This window comes from Nostoc sp. (assembly GCF_036917195.1).
Lineage (GTDB): Bacteria > Cyanobacteriota > Cyanobacteriia > Cyanobacteriales > Nostocaceae > Nostoc.
Map to the genome: position 1 here is coordinate 78,504 of NZ_JBALDG010000066.1, position 17,612 is coordinate 96,115.

At 34.6% G+C, this 17,612-nt stretch carries 15 protein-coding genes; all 15 read right to left on the reverse strand.

Features of this window, described 5'->3' with window-relative positions:
• Nucleotides 1-9: 9 nt before the first annotated feature.
• Nucleotides 10-1,200: a glycosyltransferase family 4 protein gene (locus V7K40_RS20715; protein ID WP_334962974.1), complete on the reverse strand. Its 1,191-nt coding sequence runs from the start codon at nucleotides 1,198-1,200 to the stop codon at nucleotides 10-12.
• Between the two features lie 18 nt (nucleotides 1,201-1,218).
• Complete coding sequence (locus V7K40_RS20720; RefSeq protein WP_334962976.1) at nucleotides 1,219-2,058, reverse strand: glycosyltransferase family 2 protein; 840 nt, start codon at nucleotides 2,056-2,058, stop codon at nucleotides 1,219-1,221.
• A 1-nt stretch (nucleotide 2,059) separates the two neighbouring features.
• Nucleotides 2,060-3,016, reverse strand: coding sequence for a class I SAM-dependent methyltransferase (locus V7K40_RS20725; RefSeq protein WP_334962978.1), 957 nt, complete (start codon nucleotides 3,014-3,016; stop codon nucleotides 2,060-2,062).
• Nucleotides 3,013-4,215 (reverse strand): glycosyltransferase, encoded by a 1,203-nt coding sequence (locus tag V7K40_RS20730; protein ID WP_334962980.1) that lies wholly within the window; start codon nucleotides 4,213-4,215, stop codon nucleotides 3,013-3,015. Before V7K40_RS20730 ends, V7K40_RS20725 begins: the two co-directional genes overlap by 4 nt.
• Nucleotides 4,216-4,221: 6 nt before the next feature.
• Nucleotides 4,222-6,093 (reverse strand): asparagine synthase (glutamine-hydrolyzing), encoded by a 1,872-nt coding sequence (gene asnB, locus V7K40_RS20735; protein WP_334962982.1) that lies wholly within the window; start codon nucleotides 6,091-6,093, stop codon nucleotides 4,222-4,224.
• Nucleotides 6,094-6,193: 100 nt separating this feature from the next.
• A complete protein-coding gene (locus tag V7K40_RS20740) occupies nucleotides 6,194-7,288 on the reverse strand; it encodes a glycosyltransferase family 4 protein (RefSeq protein WP_334962984.1) in 1,095 nt (364 codons plus the stop codon).
• An 86-nt stretch (nucleotides 7,289-7,374) separates the two neighbouring features.
• On the reverse strand, nucleotides 7,375-8,805 hold the full coding sequence (locus V7K40_RS20745; RefSeq protein WP_334962986.1) for a hypothetical protein: 1,431 nt from the start codon (nucleotides 8,803-8,805) through the stop codon (nucleotides 7,375-7,377).
• A 191-nt stretch (nucleotides 8,806-8,996) separates the two neighbouring features.
• Nucleotides 8,997-10,538 (reverse strand): hypothetical protein, encoded by a 1,542-nt coding sequence (locus tag V7K40_RS20750; RefSeq protein ID WP_334962988.1) that lies wholly within the window; start codon nucleotides 10,536-10,538, stop codon nucleotides 8,997-8,999.
• Between the two features lie 434 nt (nucleotides 10,539-10,972).
• On the reverse strand, nucleotides 10,973-11,656 hold the full coding sequence (locus tag V7K40_RS20755; protein ID WP_334962990.1) for a class I SAM-dependent methyltransferase: 684 nt from the start codon (nucleotides 11,654-11,656) through the stop codon (nucleotides 10,973-10,975).
• A gap of 135 nt (nucleotides 11,657-11,791) precedes the next feature.
• Nucleotides 11,792-12,568, reverse strand: a complete 777-nt coding sequence (locus V7K40_RS20760) for an FkbM family methyltransferase (protein WP_334962992.1) — start codon at nucleotides 12,566-12,568, stop codon at nucleotides 11,792-11,794.
• A gap of 19 nt (nucleotides 12,569-12,587) precedes the next feature.
• A complete protein-coding gene (locus V7K40_RS20765; RefSeq protein WP_334962994.1) occupies nucleotides 12,588-13,448 on the reverse strand; it encodes an FkbM family methyltransferase in 861 nt (286 codons plus the stop codon).
• Nucleotides 13,449-13,498: 50 nt separating this feature from the next.
• On the reverse strand, nucleotides 13,499-14,587 hold the full coding sequence (locus tag V7K40_RS20770) for a hypothetical protein (RefSeq protein WP_334962996.1): 1,089 nt from the start codon (nucleotides 14,585-14,587) through the stop codon (nucleotides 13,499-13,501).
• A 100-nt stretch (nucleotides 14,588-14,687) separates the two neighbouring features.
• The gene (locus tag V7K40_RS20775; protein WP_334962998.1) at nucleotides 14,688-15,647 is read right to left on the reverse strand and encodes a glycosyltransferase family 2 protein; all 960 of its coding nucleotides are present in this window, start codon (nucleotides 15,645-15,647) and stop codon (nucleotides 14,688-14,690) included.
• 31 nt (nucleotides 15,648-15,678) lie between these two features.
• Nucleotides 15,679-16,713, reverse strand: a complete 1,035-nt coding sequence (locus V7K40_RS20780) for a glycosyltransferase (protein WP_334963000.1) — start codon at nucleotides 16,711-16,713, stop codon at nucleotides 15,679-15,681.
• Nucleotides 16,714-16,829: 116 nt separating this feature from the next.
• The gene (locus V7K40_RS20785; RefSeq protein ID WP_334963002.1) at nucleotides 16,830-17,606 is read right to left on the reverse strand and encodes an FkbM family methyltransferase; all 777 of its coding nucleotides are present in this window, start codon (nucleotides 17,604-17,606) and stop codon (nucleotides 16,830-16,832) included.
• Between the last annotated feature and the right edge of the window lie 6 nt (nucleotides 17,607-17,612).

Below are 17,612 nucleotides of genomic sequence, written 5' to 3' on the forward strand. Positions count from 1 at the left end.
CAGGTTTGATTAAATACCAAATAGGAGCTTTTCGTATTCAGCTAACGCCCGTTTGAAAGTATATTTGTTTTCGTAGACTTGACGTGATTTCTCTCCCATCAACTTAATTTTTATACTATCACTAGCTAATTCATTGATTAAATTGGCAAGGTGTTGAGGGTTATTAGGAGGAGTATTAATACCGCAACCAGAATTTGTTAATAATTGGTCAATGTATGAGTTTACTGAGGAGATAGCAATAATTCCCCTTCCTGCTGCTAACATACCGTAGAGTTTAGAAGGAGCTACTATTGATTCTGCGCCCGGTATTAGGCTGACCAATGAAAGGTCACAAGCGGTAAGAGAGAGGTGTAGTATTTCTCTGGGCTGGTAAGGTAATAAGAGGATGTTTTTTAGTTTATTGAATTGAATTGCTTGCTTTACTACTTCTGTTTTAGCCCCATCACCAATAAACACAAACTGAATAGGAGTATTTTTAAGTATATTGGCTGCTTCAGCAATGGTTTCTATATCATGCAATCTACCCAGATTACCTGAGTATAAAACTGTAAAAACTTTGTCAAGTTTATACTGTTGAGCAAAATCATTTGCTTGTTTCTTACAACTAATAATATCTTCTACTGCCCAATTTTCAATGACTTTAATTTTTTCTTTTAACTCCGGATATTTATTCTCCAAAAAACACTGCATGGAAGTGCTGAGGACAATAATATTGTCAGCATATTTGTAAGTTAAATAAATTAGTTTTTTAAAAAAGATAAATAAAAAGCTATTTTGCTGAATAATGGCAGACATTACAGCAGATTCTGGGAAGATATCTTGGAGTAAAAAATGATATTTTCCCCCACGAACAATTTTAAAAATAGTACCTAAAATCCCAGCATATGGTGGATTAGAAGCGATTAAAAGTGGCGTAGTGCGAGGTAGTAAAAATATTACATATTTTAAAGCATCTAAAAGGAAAAATATTGAGCTAATAATTTTACTTAAAATGCTAGTGCTGGCTGCAATAGGAGAGAAGGCACGGTTGATTTTGGCTTGATTTGATAATTCAGGAGTAGTGTCTTTTGCCTGAGTCCCTGTGAATATATTTACCTGATAGCCTTTTTGGGAAAGCCCTTTTGCTAAATCGGTCATTAGTTGAGCAGTAGCAGCATGGCTAGGGTAAAAGTATTGAGTGATAATTGTAATTTGTTCCATGTATTTATTGTGGAATCATCAAAGAGCTAATCCAGATTTTTTACGTCTCAGTTCTATGATTTTGACTACTATCATAAATTCATACATGGCATAGAGTAGACAGAAAATAAGAGCCGTTATTCCTTCTAAAAAACCTAATCTTAGAAAATACATCTGTATAAATCTGATAATGGGGCGTATAAACCAAAGTTTAGCTGCTAATAATCTAAGTTTTAGTTTGCGTTCAGTTCCCAGAGCAGATGCTTTGCCTGTTTCCAGAAATTCCACAACTTTTTGAGCATCCCAAGAAGAATAGCGATCGTGCCGTTCTAACCAATCTCCAAATCCTTTAGAATTAGCATAATGATCGTAAGGAATATTAATTCTGCTAACTTTAGCACCTGAAGCAAAGTGTTCCCAAACACCACCTATAAAAGTGACTTCTCCTAGTTTGAGCAAACGGGAATGCCAATTAGGATATCCTTGTGTAAGCTTAAGCCATTTACCCCAAAATAGATAACGCGCAGGCAGTTCATAAGCGTTATATTGTTGATTACGGGTAGAACATACACGCTGAATTTCTGTTGCTAAATTGGATGGAATAATCTCATCAGCATCTATAAATAGCACCCATTCACTCTTTAAATTACAATTTTGTAAAGCCCAGTTGCGCTGCTCAGAAATTTTGAACGGTAGAGATGGAATATGGGTAAAAACTTTAGCTCCCAGTGATTCTGCCAATTGTATTGTTCCGTCAGTGCTACCTGAGTCTAAGACAATAACTTCGTCACACCACTGTAAAGATTCTATACATCGGTCAAGATTGCAAACTTCATTTTTAGTAAGAATAATTGCTGAAGCGATAAGCAACTTTGCCATACTATTTTTTAAATACTATTAACATTTCTTCTTCTAGTAATGCTTGTTTTAAGAATGGGTGAATTGGTGAAGAAAGAAAATCTAGAAAATTAACAGTCTTCAGTGCAGCCCTTTTCACATTACTTAAACCCTGGGTATGGGCATTTTCATTAATTCCCCCTAAAGCGACTTTTGCCCTTTCCTTGCCTCCAAAAATTAAACCTACACTATTTAAAAGTGCCTGATGGAAAATTGATATTCCCCGGCCACGACTACTACTTTTATAGATACAAGTAAAACCTATTTTTTCGCTTGCAAGTATAAGAGATTTAAAATTAGGAAAACTGATATGCTCAGGTGGAGATATCCAAGAAACATTTTTACCAAATAATTGTGAACTTATAGAGTCTAGATTTGGTCCTTCTAATATGAATAATCCATCTTTAGCAAGAGAAGCATAAATTTTTGCCAACAAATCTTGAGGATTCGGCACATGCTCCAGTACATGTCTAAGAATTAAGACATCAAATTGGTTATCTTGTATTTCAAAAAAACCTGGAATTATCTCTAAACCTAACTGTTTACTACCTGCTTCTGCTGTTGTTTGGCTTAATTCATAGCCTTTAACATAGTAACCAAAACTTTGCAAATTATATAACAAATACCCCCAAGAGCAGCCTATTTCAGCTACATTCTTAGCTCTAGGGTTATAAGACTGAATTAAATCTGCATAATCCTTAGCTTCAGAAAAAATTTTAGGATTTTTTGCTGCATCAATTAAATTCTGCTCACCTCTAGCATATGATGCCATAAAATAATCTTGAGAATAAAATTTTTTTAATTCTTGTTCATTAATTATTTTATCTAAAAATAAAAAGCTACAATCCAAACATTTGCTAATATTATATCCTCTAACATTTTTCCATTGAGAAACAATATTGTAAGAACCACAAAGAATACATTTGTGATTATTTTTCATATTTTACTCTCATTTATATACTGTTTATTGATGGTTTCAAGATAATAGCTGCCCATTTGTAGAGCAGTCTTCTTTGTAGAATAAGTAGACTCTACACATTTTTTGGATGCAGATATTACTTTTTGCATTTTGCTAGGAAATTGAATCAATTCCTCAATAGCTTCAGTCCACTCTGATGCAACTCTAGAACGCACCCACCCCACGCCACGTTCAGCTACCTCATTATGTAGCCCCACTTTATTAGAAATTAAAATAGGACATCCACAGGCTAGAGACTCGACAACGACATTACCAAAATTTTCATGACGGCTGGGCAAAACAAACAAATTAGCAGCAGAGTATATTGCTGGCAGTTTCTTAGGTTCGCATCTTTCTAGAAAGATAACTCTGTCTGATAGGTTTGCAGATTGAAACTGCTGCTGTAGTTTTGCTTTAGTACCATCATCATCGCCACCTACAAAAACCATCCGCCAGTTGAGATGGCGCAACCGTGCTAAAGCCTGAGGTAATAAATCTAACCCTTTTTTGTGGTGGAGACGGCCTACATTCAAAAGGATAAAGTCATCTTCACTGAGGTTTTGAGATTTACGCCATGCTTTTGCTGCTTCTAAAGCAGGTTGCCAAAATTCAGTGTTTAAGCCATTGGGAACGATAAAAGATTTTCCTGGTAGTTTTAGCCAATGACACTCCTGTAATTCTTGCTTGCTAGTGTAGTGGATACCAGCTGCATTTGTCATATTGAAGCGTTCTTGCCATAAATAATACAGTATTTTTTTAGCTGTTTTTTGCTGCCAGGAATAAGGGCCAAGTGCGCCTCTAGGGGAAACAACATAGGGAATACCTTGATTTTTGGCTGCTTTGCAAGCAGCTCCACTGGTACGCTGCCAAACACCTGTGATATGGATAATGTCAAATTCCCTGGCTCTTGCTGTTACTGCTTGTTCCATACCTGGGCAATGAATACCAATTCCTGGTTCTTGCTGAAAATATGTGACTTTGACTCCATTACGGATGACTGGCTGATTGAGGGGCAATTCTGGTTGATTATTTAACCCAGTATTAGAAGTAAACACTTCTACTTGATGACCAAGGGCAGCTAATTCTTCACAAAGTTGGCTAACACTAAGTACGGGGCCACCGAACTGCCAAGCAGGGGCGTAAACGGGGATGTAATGCAGAATCTTGAGTTGGGTTTGCATTATTACCTAGCTATGATTTTGCAGATAAAACCCAAGGCTTGTTAGCGCCCAGTAACGACGAACTTGTTTTGCCTGATCGCCAATTTTTAAATCATGTTCTACTCGGTCAGCATTTAGTTGAAAGCCGTGAGCTTGATTAAGGTGAGTAAAAGCTGCGTGTAAACAGTCTCGCAGAGGCCCGCTTAAATACATTGCATAATCTAAATCGAAGCCTGTTTTCTGACGGTTCAGAGCGTGCTGTAAGGTTGGTGGAATCTGACCAGATAAAAGAGGCTTTTTCTGTTTTTTAGTTGTTCGTTTCTCACTCCAAGGAATTTGCATTACTTTTTCCATATAGCGCCTACCTAAATAGGGTACGCGTAGTTCTTGCTGATTCGCCATTGTAGCCCAGTCGCTATCTCTTAGTAAGGTATTTCTCAGGTAGCCTTTAATTTCACCAAGAGAAATTAAAGTCTCCACATCAAGATTAAGTTTGTTGTCTGTTTCATCATCCCAATTTGCCACTGAATTGTAAAAATCTGGTGCTACAGTCCAAAAGTCAGATATTTGCTTAGGGGTAAAGAAACGCCGCGTTTCTATTAACATTCTGGAAGGTGAATCTATTTGCTGGAATAAAAGATTTAATCTTTCTTGATAAATAGAATGCTTACGCCAGCCCTTGATATTTTCTATCCAAGGCAGAAGTAGAGACTTCATATCACCCAAACACTTTCCTAGTTGATATAACTTTGCTATAAAAACAAAATGAGGATAGCCACCATGTAACTCATCTGCACCACAACCACTAAGAACAACGGTTATGCTGTGTTGTAATGAAGCTCTAGAAATAAGATAAGTATTTGTACCATCTGATGATGGTTGATCCATTGCTGTAAAGCTATCAACTAACCAAGTACTTAGCGTTTTATGAGATAGATAAGCTAGATGATGTTTCAGCTGGAGTTTTTGTGCAGTCATAGCTGCCAAATTACTCTCATCTTTAGTAGAGTCTTGTAAATCAAAGGTAAAAGTAGAGAGATGATCTTGCATAACTGGAGCTAGCATACTAGCAAGCACTGTACTGTCTATCCCGGCTGACAAAAATAAACCTACAGGAACATCAGCAATAAGTTGCTCTTTAAGAGTATGTAACAAAACTTCGGTATGACTTATGTGAGATGTCGGTTCCCCTATGTGATTGCATACGTGTTGGGCTAAATTCCAATAACGAATAGGTGTAGATATAGTGGCTAACTCTGCCCGCAAATCAATATAAGCATAATGAGCAGGGGGAAAAGCTTTAATCGCTTGTCGGATAGTCCGTGGCTCTTGGACGCTGCCGTATATTAAATACTCGTAGATACTCTGTTCGTCCCAGTCTCTTGCTACTAATCCAGACGTAATTAATGCGCGTACTTCCGATGCTAAAGCAATGCCTCCGCCGCGAGTTTGAGCATAGTATAGTGGTTTAATTCCAGTGTGATCCCGTGCTACTAAAAGGCGTTGTTGAATAAAGTCAAACAATAAAAAAGCAAACATACCGTCTAGGCGTTCTACTATTTGCTCACCCCAGACACGATAACCTAATAATAAAACTTCTGTATCACTATGAGAGTTAAACTCTATACCCTGTGCTTTCAATTCTTGGCGTAGTTCCAAGAAGTTATAAATTTCACCGTTAAAAATAATCACATTACCCGTTTTTACATCTACCATAGGTTGATGCCCAGCAGGACTAAGGTCAAGAATTGCCAGACGAGTATGCAGTAGGTGAATGTGGTTTGCTCCTACATTTTTTTGCCATGTACCTTGGGAATCAGGGCCTCGATGATGCAGAGCAGCTAATACATTTGATGAATTAAAGTCTTCTCTGCCTATGTAACCGTATATACCGCACATGTGTTTAAGGATTTGATTGGTAGATTGAGCAATATAACTGTGATTTTGAGCAGAGTTGTTGAGTGATTCTTGAATTGTAATCGAGAAAATTTTTCACCCGCTATATAGATGCTTGGAATATTTGGTCGCAAATCTGGTGACACCTCTGCTCAAAATTTTCATAGGAAAAATACTCTAATCCTTGCGGTATTACTCCTTTGGGACGCTTCAACGCCTCTATAATTCCCGCCTTTACTTCTTCTGGATCATCAGGATTAACAAGAATGCCTAATAAACCATTTCGTACTGCCTCACGACTGCCATCAACTTTACTTGCAACTACGGGAATACCGCAAGCCATTGCTTCTAAAAAAACAAAGCCAAATCCTTCTCCCTTACTCGGCATCACATAAACATCTACTAGGCGATAGTGGTCGGCTTTTTTGGCTTCAGAAATAAATCCTGTGAAAATCACTTTTGGTTGAAGATTAAGCGATCGCACTTTCTCCTCTAATCTCTCTCTATCCGATCCTTCTCCCACTATTAAGTAGGATAAATTAGGAATTATTTCACTCAATTTAGGCAGCAACTCGATTACTTCATCAAACCCCTTATATCGTTCATAAGAGTCCAAGCGTCCTAATGTCATCAGAACTATCTTGTCCTTCAGTCCATATCGGGAGATAAGTTCAGAATTTTTCTCATCATGGCCATACTGTTCGAGAGCGATCGCATTTGGCAGTAAAAATTGTTGCACCTTGGGTATTTTTGCCCAGGATTGAAAGCGATTCAATGTAATTTGGCTGATAGAGACAACAGAATCTACTGCTGGAAGACAATAGTTAACTAGGCTGTTATGAGGCTTCCAGGCTTCGATGCCATAGATTTCTAGAAGAATAGGCGCTTTTGTCCACAGTTTAACTAGCCAGGCAAGTGGTAGCATATAAAGATGACCACAGACAATTAAATTGAATTTGGGGTTGGCTCTGATGGTATGAAAAATGGTACAAATGTAAGCCAACTTACCTTTTATTCCTGAAGTAATATATGTGAGTTTCTGAGGCAAAGTTTCAATGCGATCGACAACGTGCCTTGGAATAGCAACTACCTCATCACAATTTTTGGCACTACAGAGACAGTTAATAAAATCTCGGTTGTACTGTGAGATACCCCCTCGTCCTCCAAAGGCATCTGTTAACAAAAAAAATATCCTCATTTTTTTAAACAAATGATATATATTCCTAATTAAAGTGTTGATAAAAAGTGTTAAGCTTACTTTTATAGAGTTCCTTGCTAGGTTTTTCACTGTACATTTTTAATTTTTTTCGTTGTTTCTTCTAGCACAAATATCAAAGCCCATATCAACAAACCATCTCTAAGAAAATTGTAAGTTACAACGCTGATGCATCCAAGAATACTTGGAGCATAAAGTACAGAGCAAGTGTAAGCAAAAGATACCCTTAAAGTTATTCTTAGTAATTGTTTTTTTAACCTGCCAATATATCCACTTAGTTTTGTTAAGTAGAAAGACATAATTAGTGAAAACATAAAAACCGCTCCATAACCTCCCCTCTCAAAAGCATCAGCCATAGAAGTTATAGGTGCGTTAGTAAATTGAGTGATATATACACCATATTCATCTCTTAATCTTTCCCCTCCATCATCCATAGGCTCTTTGTCGCCTAGAATTTTAGGCATAAATGCTGTTGCAATACGCTCAAAGTTGCGTAACCCAATATAAGATCCAGTCTCAGCAACATGGTCGATTACTATTTGTCCTGTAGGCTCTGCAATTCTCGTAAAAGTAATATAAAGAGGGTCATCATAATCAGATCCCGTTGCTTCTAAATTTCCAGTGGCAGCTTTACCTATAAGTGTTATACGAGTAATTAGATTTCTAGAGTCACTAAAATCTAAGTTTCCTCTAACATTGCCAATTATAATACTAAAAAACAAAACGAATGGGATTGAAATTACAATAACTTTTTTGATATCTTTAGACTTAAGCTTTGAATAAAAGCTTCCTAAAATAGTATAAATAAGCATCCGAATACTCATGCCACGTCCACCAGTTAGACTAGCTATTAGCATAGAGAAAAGCACAATTATTAGATTAACAATATTTGATTGATTCAGAAGTGGTCGATTTAAGCGAAATCCTAAAAATAGAAAAAATAAATACTGTAATGTACTAAAAGCACTTAAAAAGTATAATATGGTTCCAGGCTCCACTGTATTTCCGATCTGTTGCCTAGAGAAAAAACCACTACTTAAATAATTGATAACCAGAAAAAGTGCAAAAATAGCGCCAGTTATTTCAAATCCTTTAGAGGTTAATTCATTTGTGATTTCTTCATTAAGTTTTAAGCTTTTAGACTGAGATTTTTTAAAAGGTTTAGCAACTAAAGTACCGATTAAACTTCCCCACATGACTAAGTTAATTAAAACCATTGTAACTACGGTATGAGTTCCAATATTGAAACCTTTTGGAGATAGAAAATATATGCAACCTAAGAACCCAATGACCCAACAAATAAATTGACTGATTGAGTAGCTTATTGATAGCATCCGAGTTTCCAAACTTCCATCTAATACTGACAAACGCATCATCAGAATTAAAGGGATGACAGCAAAAATTCCTAAAGAAAATTCAAAAAGACCAAAAAAACCTGGAATAACTGAAAATATTAGTATAAATATTAATGTTGTGTCTAAATAAGAAAATTTATTCATTTTTGTGAATGTAGTAGTTCTGTAACTTATAATCCCATATCCATTTAATTGGATAACAAATTAGAATTGGTCAACTTGTAATTTAGACTTGATGTTAATCTTGACTATAGGAATCCATTTGATTTTTGAAAATCCAAACTGACTGAAAGGTTGCCGGAGAAAACTTTGGTTCTCAGTATACTTAGCAAGACTCAAGTCGGATGCTTATAGTTTAAAGATGTAAATTTATAAAATAGTTTAATTAGCCTATAACGTACATCTATAGATAAATATTGCCATTGCCATAAATATAGTCCTATCAAAATTATTCCTCCAACTATTGATGCAATTAACGGACTCAACCAATATAGTCCTACAGATATATAAGTCAACCCCACTATGACAACAGCAAAAAAAGCTGAAACAATTCTAGTAAAGAGTAAGTTACCACCCAGACTCCTCAGTTCTATAATGGTATAAATTGTTGCTATTATCACTGAACCAATGATTTCACTACAGACTATTGCTATCCCCACAGCAACCAAACCATATTTAGCCAAAAAAAGGCTAGTTATGCCTAAAATAATTGCCGTTTGCACAACCGCAATTGTTGTTTGTGCTTTTATCTGATTAATCCCCATTAGATAAATGCTTTGAGGATTACCAAAGTTTTTTAGCGAAATTGACCAAGCTAATATTAGGTAAAGCACCCAATTAAAGCTGATTTGACCTCTTGTCCAATGCAAATATATTGGCTCAATACATGGTAGTGTAATCACTAAGCCAAGATTAATTAATAGACCCCCTGACCACCAAGCCGTAGAAATCATATCTGCTAATTTTTTATGTTCACCTTGAGTATGATAGCGGGTCATCTCAGGTATTAATGACATTGTAACAATTGCAGTTCCCGCTAAAAAAGTATTAGTAAGAGTTCGCATAGTGCTAAGTGCAGGAATAAATGCTGCTCCAACTATGCCAGACACAAATAAAGTTAACCCATTATTTTGTAATTGCAATAAAAATCCAACACCTGTAACAAAAAACGATTTAAAAACATTAGTAAATGCTATTTTCCAACTACCATTAGTCCAAAATGGATAAAGGTTATGAAAAATTTGATATACTTCTCTAAAGAAAAATATGTATACAAGTAAGGAAACCAAACTGCTAGCTATACAAGCTACAAGTAGTTTTCCTCCTAATATAGCAGTCAATAAAATACTAGTTACTTTAAAAAACTGTGCAATTATTCCCCAGGTGGTAAACCTTACATACATTCCAAGTGGTAAGTAAAGACGAGATAGAATACCCCCAACAGAACCAGTTAATATCCATGTAATTACTAAAACAATAAGTGCATCTCCAATTTCTTGATTTTCTGTTATTATTGAACTACTTCCAAAAACTTTTTCTATAAAACCAAAAGCTATTATTCCAATTAATATTATTAATTGCAAACAGCCTAATATTCCCGCCATCCAAATACTAGAAGCTAATGTCTGTTTTAATTTTTCTGTACCATATCCAGTTATGTAAAACTTAGTTAACTCATTACCAACATAGTTTTGATGACCATTATCAATAGTTTGCAATAAACTTAGAAATGCAGATATCGTTAGCCATAATCCATAACTCTCGACACCCCAAAATTTAATGAGAATTGGGACAATTAAAACAGTCTGACCCAAATTGAAAGCAAATGAGAAAATATTAACAACAATGCCATTTAAGGCACGTCTTTCTACATTCATACATAAATACCTTGATGGGGTTTATTTCACAGATTACTGATAAGAAAACATCAATATCCTGTATTATTTTTAGATTTAATAAATGTAACATCTTTAAAAATATAGTATTTTGCAATAAATTTGAGGAAAACTTTAGTATGATTAGCGATATTTTAATTTTTCTCTAAACTCGACTTTATCCATTTGCCAAAGGATTACCAAAGGAGCGATCTCGTAAATTGAAATCATGATTTATCAATACCTTTTAATTTTTCGATGCCAGCCATAAATGAAGATATGGTAGGGCTTAAAATAAGTATGTCATACAAATGGAGTACAATTATCAATTGTTCTTAGAATAAACTGACTACAGTCAAACATTAGTATATGAGCAGCAAAGCGCAATGTTTTTGAAAGTATTACAGGAAACTCTTGCATAAATTAATATTTTAAATTTAATTAAGTTTAATGGCTTGCATTAAAATGTCGTGACTAAAAAGATTAGGTAGCCAACCGCAGACTAAACGATCCATTGCTTGCCTTGCCTTTTCACCCATTAGCCTGTTACGCAATCTGCCTAAAGGAAAACTGCCACTGGCAAAGTGAGATTTTAAGCAAAGCTGAGATATAGGAGCAATAAGGTAACGAGGTGCGGTATGGAAGGTATAGAAATGTAAGTGAGTTTTATCCATAATGCCACCATCAGTATATTCAAATTTGCCTAGCAATAACTTAGAACGTTCTCTCCAGTTAACAATATTTGGTAGGGCAATAATTACTTTGCCGCCTACTTTCAAATACGGCAATAATTTCTTAATTGTCGCAACCGGATCTACCAAATGTTCTAAAACGTGACAGAAAAGTAAAACATCAAACTCCTGGTTTAAATAAAAAGTATCTCGCTCAACATCTGCATAAATGCAATGGCTTAGTTGTTGCGACGCTCTTTGGTATTCTGTCTGTGAACATGTGACCCCAGTAACCTGAGTAAAAGGATAAAGTTCATGAATTAACTTTCCATTACTCCCCACGCCGCAACCAATATCTAATATCTGGCGATCGCTCTCATCTAATAACTTTAGAATAGAAGGATTACCTTGATTACTATATAGTGAATTACTATTTAGTGGTTTGTACATAGTCATAAAAATCCTATTTGGCGGTAATATAAAACTTTTCCTTTGGCGAACATTCCACTTCTGGGGTAAAAGCTTCCAAAGTCCCAAAATGTGTTGATTAAACTTTCTATTCTTAAACAGGCTCTAAGTTAACTTTCACTTTTTAATAACAAGTTCATATAGTTCTTTTCTTAGAAAAAGTGCATCATTACCGACTATTACACCATTAGAACCTCTAACGAAGTCATATAAATTAAAAAGATAATAACCATATTGATTCAGTAGGCGGCAAAGCTCATAAAAGATAACCTGATCATTATAAATTTCAGTAAAAGACACTTCAGTATAAATTAAATCAATATGAGCACCTTTAAGCATATTCTCAGCACCAATTAATACCTTGTCTTCTGTCCCCTGAGTATCCATTTTAAGAATATCAATATTAAACACATTATGGACTGTGCATATGTTATCAATCGTGTTGACAGGAACATTTATTACGCGCTTTACTTCAAAGTAAGTTTCTGGATAGAAGTAAGATACCTGATCTGACGGTGCTAGAAGTGAAGCAGTTTGACCACCTGTATCATAAAAATCGCTACTTCCTAATTCACAATCCAGAGCAATATTGAAAGGAATTATCATTGAGTCTTTCTTGGCTAAAGTTACTATCTCGTTATAACAACTCTTAGAAGGTTCAAAAGAATATACTGTTGCCAAAGAAAATAGACTTCTATACTTAGCTGCTGATTGTCCAATATTTGCACCAACATCAAAGACAACTTTAACATCTTTAGCCAAAACTTGACAAATTCTCTTTTGTTCGTTAAAAGCATCTTGTACCTCACCTACTACTTTGAAGGAAGGTTTTCGACTAATTTCGTATCCCAACTGATTGATAAATTTTGCAAGTTTGCGTTTAATTAAGGACATATGTGATTAACTCAGCAATCTATAAAGTATTTCGTATTTGATTAGCTATACTGTCATCCATAAACAAGAAGTTATGTACTGACCAGTTATCATGACCAGTTTCGCTAACATTGACAACCTCGTGTTTGGAAATTCTACGAAATAATCCATCTGCAGTAAAGCATTCGTAACCGTTTCTCCAAAAAAAATCAAAAGTTGCAATAAGATTTGGATTTATCTTAATGCTCTGAGGCTGATGCTCTTCAGTTGCAATTTCTACCATCCAAATGGGTTTGGGTTTTAGTAATAAGTGCTTGGTTGCACCTTCTAATACATTTTTTTCTGCACCTTCAACATCTATTAAAAAAAAACATTGCTTACCTGAAAGCCTGTCGCACAGAACATTATCTAGGGTTGTAGTAGGAATAGTCCTAACATAGTGCTCCGGTATCCCCATCCACCCCTTGACCAACGATGCTCCTTTCGCACCACCATAAATATTCACTAGACCCACTTTATTACTTAGAGCAAGTGGAAAAATCTCGATACTCTCATCCCATTTGTTAGCACTGATATTCTTAGTAAGATACTGTACGTTCAAATCAATTGGTTCAAAAGCAAAAACATATTTACCTAATTTCAGAGCTAGACAACAGTAATAGCCAATATTTGCACCGATATTAATAAAAACATCTACTTTTTCTAAACATTTGACTGCTACATCCCATTCTCTAGTCTCAAATAGTCCCTGTTGCATAACTGGATCACCAGAAAATTTGAAACCCATTGGTGTATCTTTGGGTGTTTCTGAAAGAAATTGTCTATCTCGCGAGATTCGATACATCTGTGCTAAACTTGGGAACCGATCAACTAACGGCTTCAAAACTTTGACTATTTGCATAAATTTATAATGTCAAAAATTACTCAGAATTTAATTCAATGTTAAACTAACTAATTGCTAAAAAAAGATGAAAGTTTATTAGCTATATTTTGAGAGTCTTGAGATGGTTTATTAGACACTCTGCACCAGTCTTCATCGTCGGGAATATCATGCCACCAGGGGTATCTTGCTATCTTAAAACTGTTTGAAATTAAGCCAGCCATAAATGAAAATCCACTAGGGCTTAAAACAAGTATGTCACTAAATACCTTATCATTCATCGTCTCATACTGATCGTAGTTGATAAACAGATTCGTATCCTTGAAACATAACAGAGATAAGAAGTCTTTTTCGATACCTTGAGAGTAGATATTAAAGGTCATATCGTAAGCTGGAAGAGAATTTCTGATAACTTCCAATAGCTCTGAGAAGAATGTTAATTCTAGATAACGTTCCTTCCAATTGCTGTGATGCTTTTGGCGCATTAATTCTATATCGCCTCTTCTTATGTGAACTGCAACTGTAAGCATTCTTTTATTACCATACTTCATCTCTAATAAAATTTTAGACGGTGAATGCGAGCTAAAGTAGCAGAGTTTTAGCTCATTTAAAAAGAGATGATGTTGATATAAATTTTGTCCATCTGCCAAAACAAATAGAGTGGGATATTTGGGCTTGTAGGAACTAATAATATTTTTGATTTCGAGACATGGATCTGTTGTTCTATAATTAAACTCAGGTAACCTAACAATCCTAATACTAGGTATTTTTAGTACTTCCTTAAGAGAAATATTATTTCCTTCAAGAGCAAGAAATTTATTCCATCCAGAAGGTAACGATATATGGACAAATTGAAGTCCACAAATTCTAGCAATAATTCGACCCGTATTCCATTCCGAAAAAGCATGACCTATCCCAGTTGTTGGATGAGGGATTGCAGTTAAAAAGCAAGGAGAAATATTGTCTGTCGTATTAAGTGCTTCCCTACTCAGATTGCTAACACTTCTTTTTAAAAGATGTTTATCTAATTTTTTTAAAAATGGTAAGTAAAGAATTGCTTTCCCCTTAATCATTCTGAATCGACGAAAGTTGTCGATTTTAAACAATACTTCAATATATCTTTCTACTTTATTAGAAAGAAAACTTAAAAATGAAGTCATAAGTCTTCTCCTTAAACTGCTGTTAATACTGGCAGACATCAAGCAATTTCAGCATTTAATGCTATTATCAATACTATTTTTCTACCTTCTCTATGAGCGATCAATTATTTTTACTGGAAATATAAGTGGGAAAATTAAGTATCCCTCTCAAAGGGTATAAAACAATCAAAATTAACCAAAAAGGAAGTAAAAAAAAGGTATCTTTTTTAAGAAAGTTTTTAGCTAAAACTAGATTATTAAAGTCTTTATGCTTATAATTTAGCAAAAGATAATATATGTTAACTATGTAGGAGTAAACATAATAGATAAGTCGTTCGATAGTTAGGCGTAACCAACCAGATTGAGAAAACTCAATTTCTCGATGCTTGAGATGCATCCCTTTTATCATCGAACTGATCTTCCAGGTATTATCATCAAACTGTCGAGTTTCTATATAGCTTTGGACAACAGGTTTTGCAACATAAAATGCATCCCAGTCATGGAGAAGTGACATCCACATATCAACGTCGGCATAAAAGCCATATATTGAGTTAAACATTCCCAATTTTTCAAATAGTGATTTTCGGCCTATCGCAATACCAAATACGGGTGAATCAAATCCCCAACGACGAAAAAATATCTGGCGTAGTAGATATTTACCTGATACTACTCCTTCAAATGGCTCTCTACATATGCGGACAATTTTTTCGTTGTCATTAATGGTTGTATGTTGATAGAAAGCAAATGCTACATTGGGATATTTGTCTAATGCCTCGTACCATAGAGCAAACAGTTCTGGCTCGTACCTATCAGCATCATGTAAAATAGCAACATATTCATATTTTGCCATTCTGATACCTTCGTTAAGATTGTGAGGCATTCTTAAATTGCGATCGCGTCTAACATAATGAATCCGATTATCTTTGGTAGCAAATTCTTCACAAATTTCCTTTGTATGATCTGGCGAACAATCATCACAAATAATAAGTTCAAAATTTGCAAAAGATTGATTTAGAATATCTTGTATTGCTAATCTTAGTTTTTCTGCACGATTATATGTAACAAGAACAGCACTAATCATATTACAATAGTTAGAAACAGTATGAGCATATTTAATTCTGAGCGCACCATTCTAAAATAGTCTTTAATCTAGCAGTATAAGTATTGGTTCCTGTAACTATAAGTTCAATACCTAGCTGTCGCATCTCCTCTCTTTCTACTGGGTGTTCAAGTAACCAATTACATTTTTTAGCTAAATCTTCAGATGATTTAAAAAAGCCATACTCCGGATAACCTTGAAACAAATCACGATGTTCAGATGTATCTTCATAAATACCTGCTCCACCACAAGCAGGTATTTCATAGGAACGCATTGAGTGTTCATCTTTATTAGCACGTCTGACTAAACCAATATTTATTTTGCTGTTATGCACTACTTTGCAAAAATCATCACCAAAAATAACACCATGATAAAATTTATTTAATTTTTCATTTTTATGCCAGTAACTTCCATATAACCCTAACTTGCCTTTAAAATTAAGTAAAAATTTGTCAATAAATTGTATTCTGTCTGCATCAGCTCCTCCAATCAAGCAAACATCTGGAAAAAATTTGGATTCACATTCATTAGCTGTTATCGGCAAAGAATGATGGAGGAATGGATCAAATGCGAAAGGTAAAAAATGAACTTTTTTTGCACCTGCTTTAACTAAATCAGTCATAAGAAGTTTTTTTGTACTAAAAATGCAATCATATTTAGATAAATTACTAATAAATTTTGAGCAACTATTTTGTTTACTCCAAGGAGAATCTGTTAAATAGTTTACAATTTTTATATTATTTTTGTGGCAGATATCAAATACTGTATTTTTCAAAGGTAAAATGCCACTAGATATAACTATTTTTGGAGATATATTAACAATATTTTTTATAAGATTATTATTAAAAAACCACCACTCTAAAGGACGTTTATTTAATATTTTAAAAATTATTTTGCCCCATGAATATTTCATAGAGGGAGCGTAGTAATTCCAATTTGTATCGTTGGTATTAAACAAAATATTTAATTCTTGAGATGCTCTAACCAACATAGAACCTAATTGATAACTTTCCGAAATATTGCCGACAATTAGTATTTTATAATTCATAATGAACATTTATTAACGTAACTTGCTAGTTATTGCTCGTAAATAGTTTATTTTTGATACAAAAAATAGATTTTTAGGTATTACTAAATACATAAAAATACAATTTTTTATTTAAATTAAGGTGCTTGTTGATAACTAGCAACTTGGTTATTAGGTTTGACCAACCATTCATCGCAATCAAATCCATATAAATCTTTATTTATTAATGTCATAGAATAGTTGTATTTATGCAAAATAACTTGACAATCATTAGCTGGTTTTTTCCCATGTGTAGCTAATAATATAATTGGTCTATGTTCTTGAAAAAATTTCTCTCCACCCTTCAATACATTTGCTTCAGCGCCCTCAACATCTATTTTAACTAAGCTAACTAGATTATTTAAATTATGTAACGAATCTAAAGTAATTACAGAAACTTCTAAATCTCCGTTATCTGTCAAATATCCTTGTGCGTGTAAATGAGAACTAGCAAAGTTATTTTTCCCGAATTTATCACTGACTGCTGCTGAAATAATCTCAACATTATCTATTTGATTCAACTGTATATGCTGATGAATAAACTCAAGATTTCTAGGTAATGGTTCAAAAGATATTACTTTACCTGTTGCACCAACTAGACGGCTCAATAAGATACTAAAAAAACCTACATTTGCACCAATATCTAAAACAGTAGTGCCTTCAAGCGATAACTCAGTCATTAGCTTCTGCTTATCTACTTCATATGAGCCTAGCCACATTCCATGTACTCCACTTCCCACAATCCACTTCATTCCTTTTGCTGGGCCTTGCAGAATAGGAAGTATAGATTTTGTAGGTAATAAAGATAAAGGAAAACGAATAATTTTCCCAATTGGATTGTTTGAGCGAATATTACTAAAATTAAATGCAATCATATATTA

Coding starts and splice junctions, on each gene's coding strand:
- V7K40_RS20715 (WP_334962974.1), bottom strand. CDS start 1,200: ATGGAACAAATTACAATTATCACTCAATACTTTTACCCTAGCCATGCT.
- V7K40_RS20720 (WP_334962976.1), bottom strand. CDS start 2,058: ATGGCAAAGTTGCTTATCGCTTCAGCAATTATTCTTACTAAAAATGAA.
- V7K40_RS20725 (WP_334962978.1), bottom strand. CDS start 3,016: ATGAAAAATAATCACAAATGTATTCTTTGTGGTTCTTACAATATTGTT.
- V7K40_RS20730 (WP_334962980.1), bottom strand. CDS start 4,215: ATGCAAACCCAACTCAAGATTCTGCATTACATCCCCGTTTACGCCCCT.
- asnB (WP_334962982.1), bottom strand. CDS start 6,093: ATGTGCGGTATATACGGTTACATAGGCAGAGAAGACTTTAATTCATCA.
- V7K40_RS20740 (WP_334962984.1), bottom strand. CDS start 7,288: ATGAGGATATTTTTTTTGTTAACAGATGCCTTTGGAGGACGAGGGGGT.
- V7K40_RS20745 (WP_334962986.1), bottom strand. CDS start 8,805: ATGAATAAATTTTCTTATTTAGACACAACATTAATATTTATACTAATA.
- V7K40_RS20750 (WP_334962988.1), bottom strand. CDS start 10,538: ATGAATGTAGAAAGACGTGCCTTAAATGGCATTGTTGTTAATATTTTC.
- V7K40_RS20755 (WP_334962990.1), bottom strand. CDS start 11,656: ATGTACAAACCACTAAATAGTAATTCACTATATAGTAATCAAGGTAAT.
- V7K40_RS20760 (WP_334962992.1), bottom strand. CDS start 12,568: ATGTCCTTAATTAAACGCAAACTTGCAAAATTTATCAATCAGTTGGGA.
- V7K40_RS20765 (WP_334962994.1), bottom strand. CDS start 13,448: ATGCAAATAGTCAAAGTTTTGAAGCCGTTAGTTGATCGGTTCCCAAGT.
- V7K40_RS20770 (WP_334962996.1), bottom strand. CDS start 14,587: ATGACTTCATTTTTAAGTTTTCTTTCTAATAAAGTAGAAAGATATATT.
- V7K40_RS20775 (WP_334962998.1), bottom strand. CDS start 15,647: ATGATTAGTGCTGTTCTTGTTACATATAATCGTGCAGAAAAACTAAGA.
- V7K40_RS20780 (WP_334963000.1), bottom strand. CDS start 16,713: ATGAATTATAAAATACTAATTGTCGGCAATATTTCGGAAAGTTATCAA.
- V7K40_RS20785 (WP_334963002.1), bottom strand. CDS start 17,606: ATGATTGCATTTAATTTTAGTAATATTCGCTCAAACAATCCAATTGGG.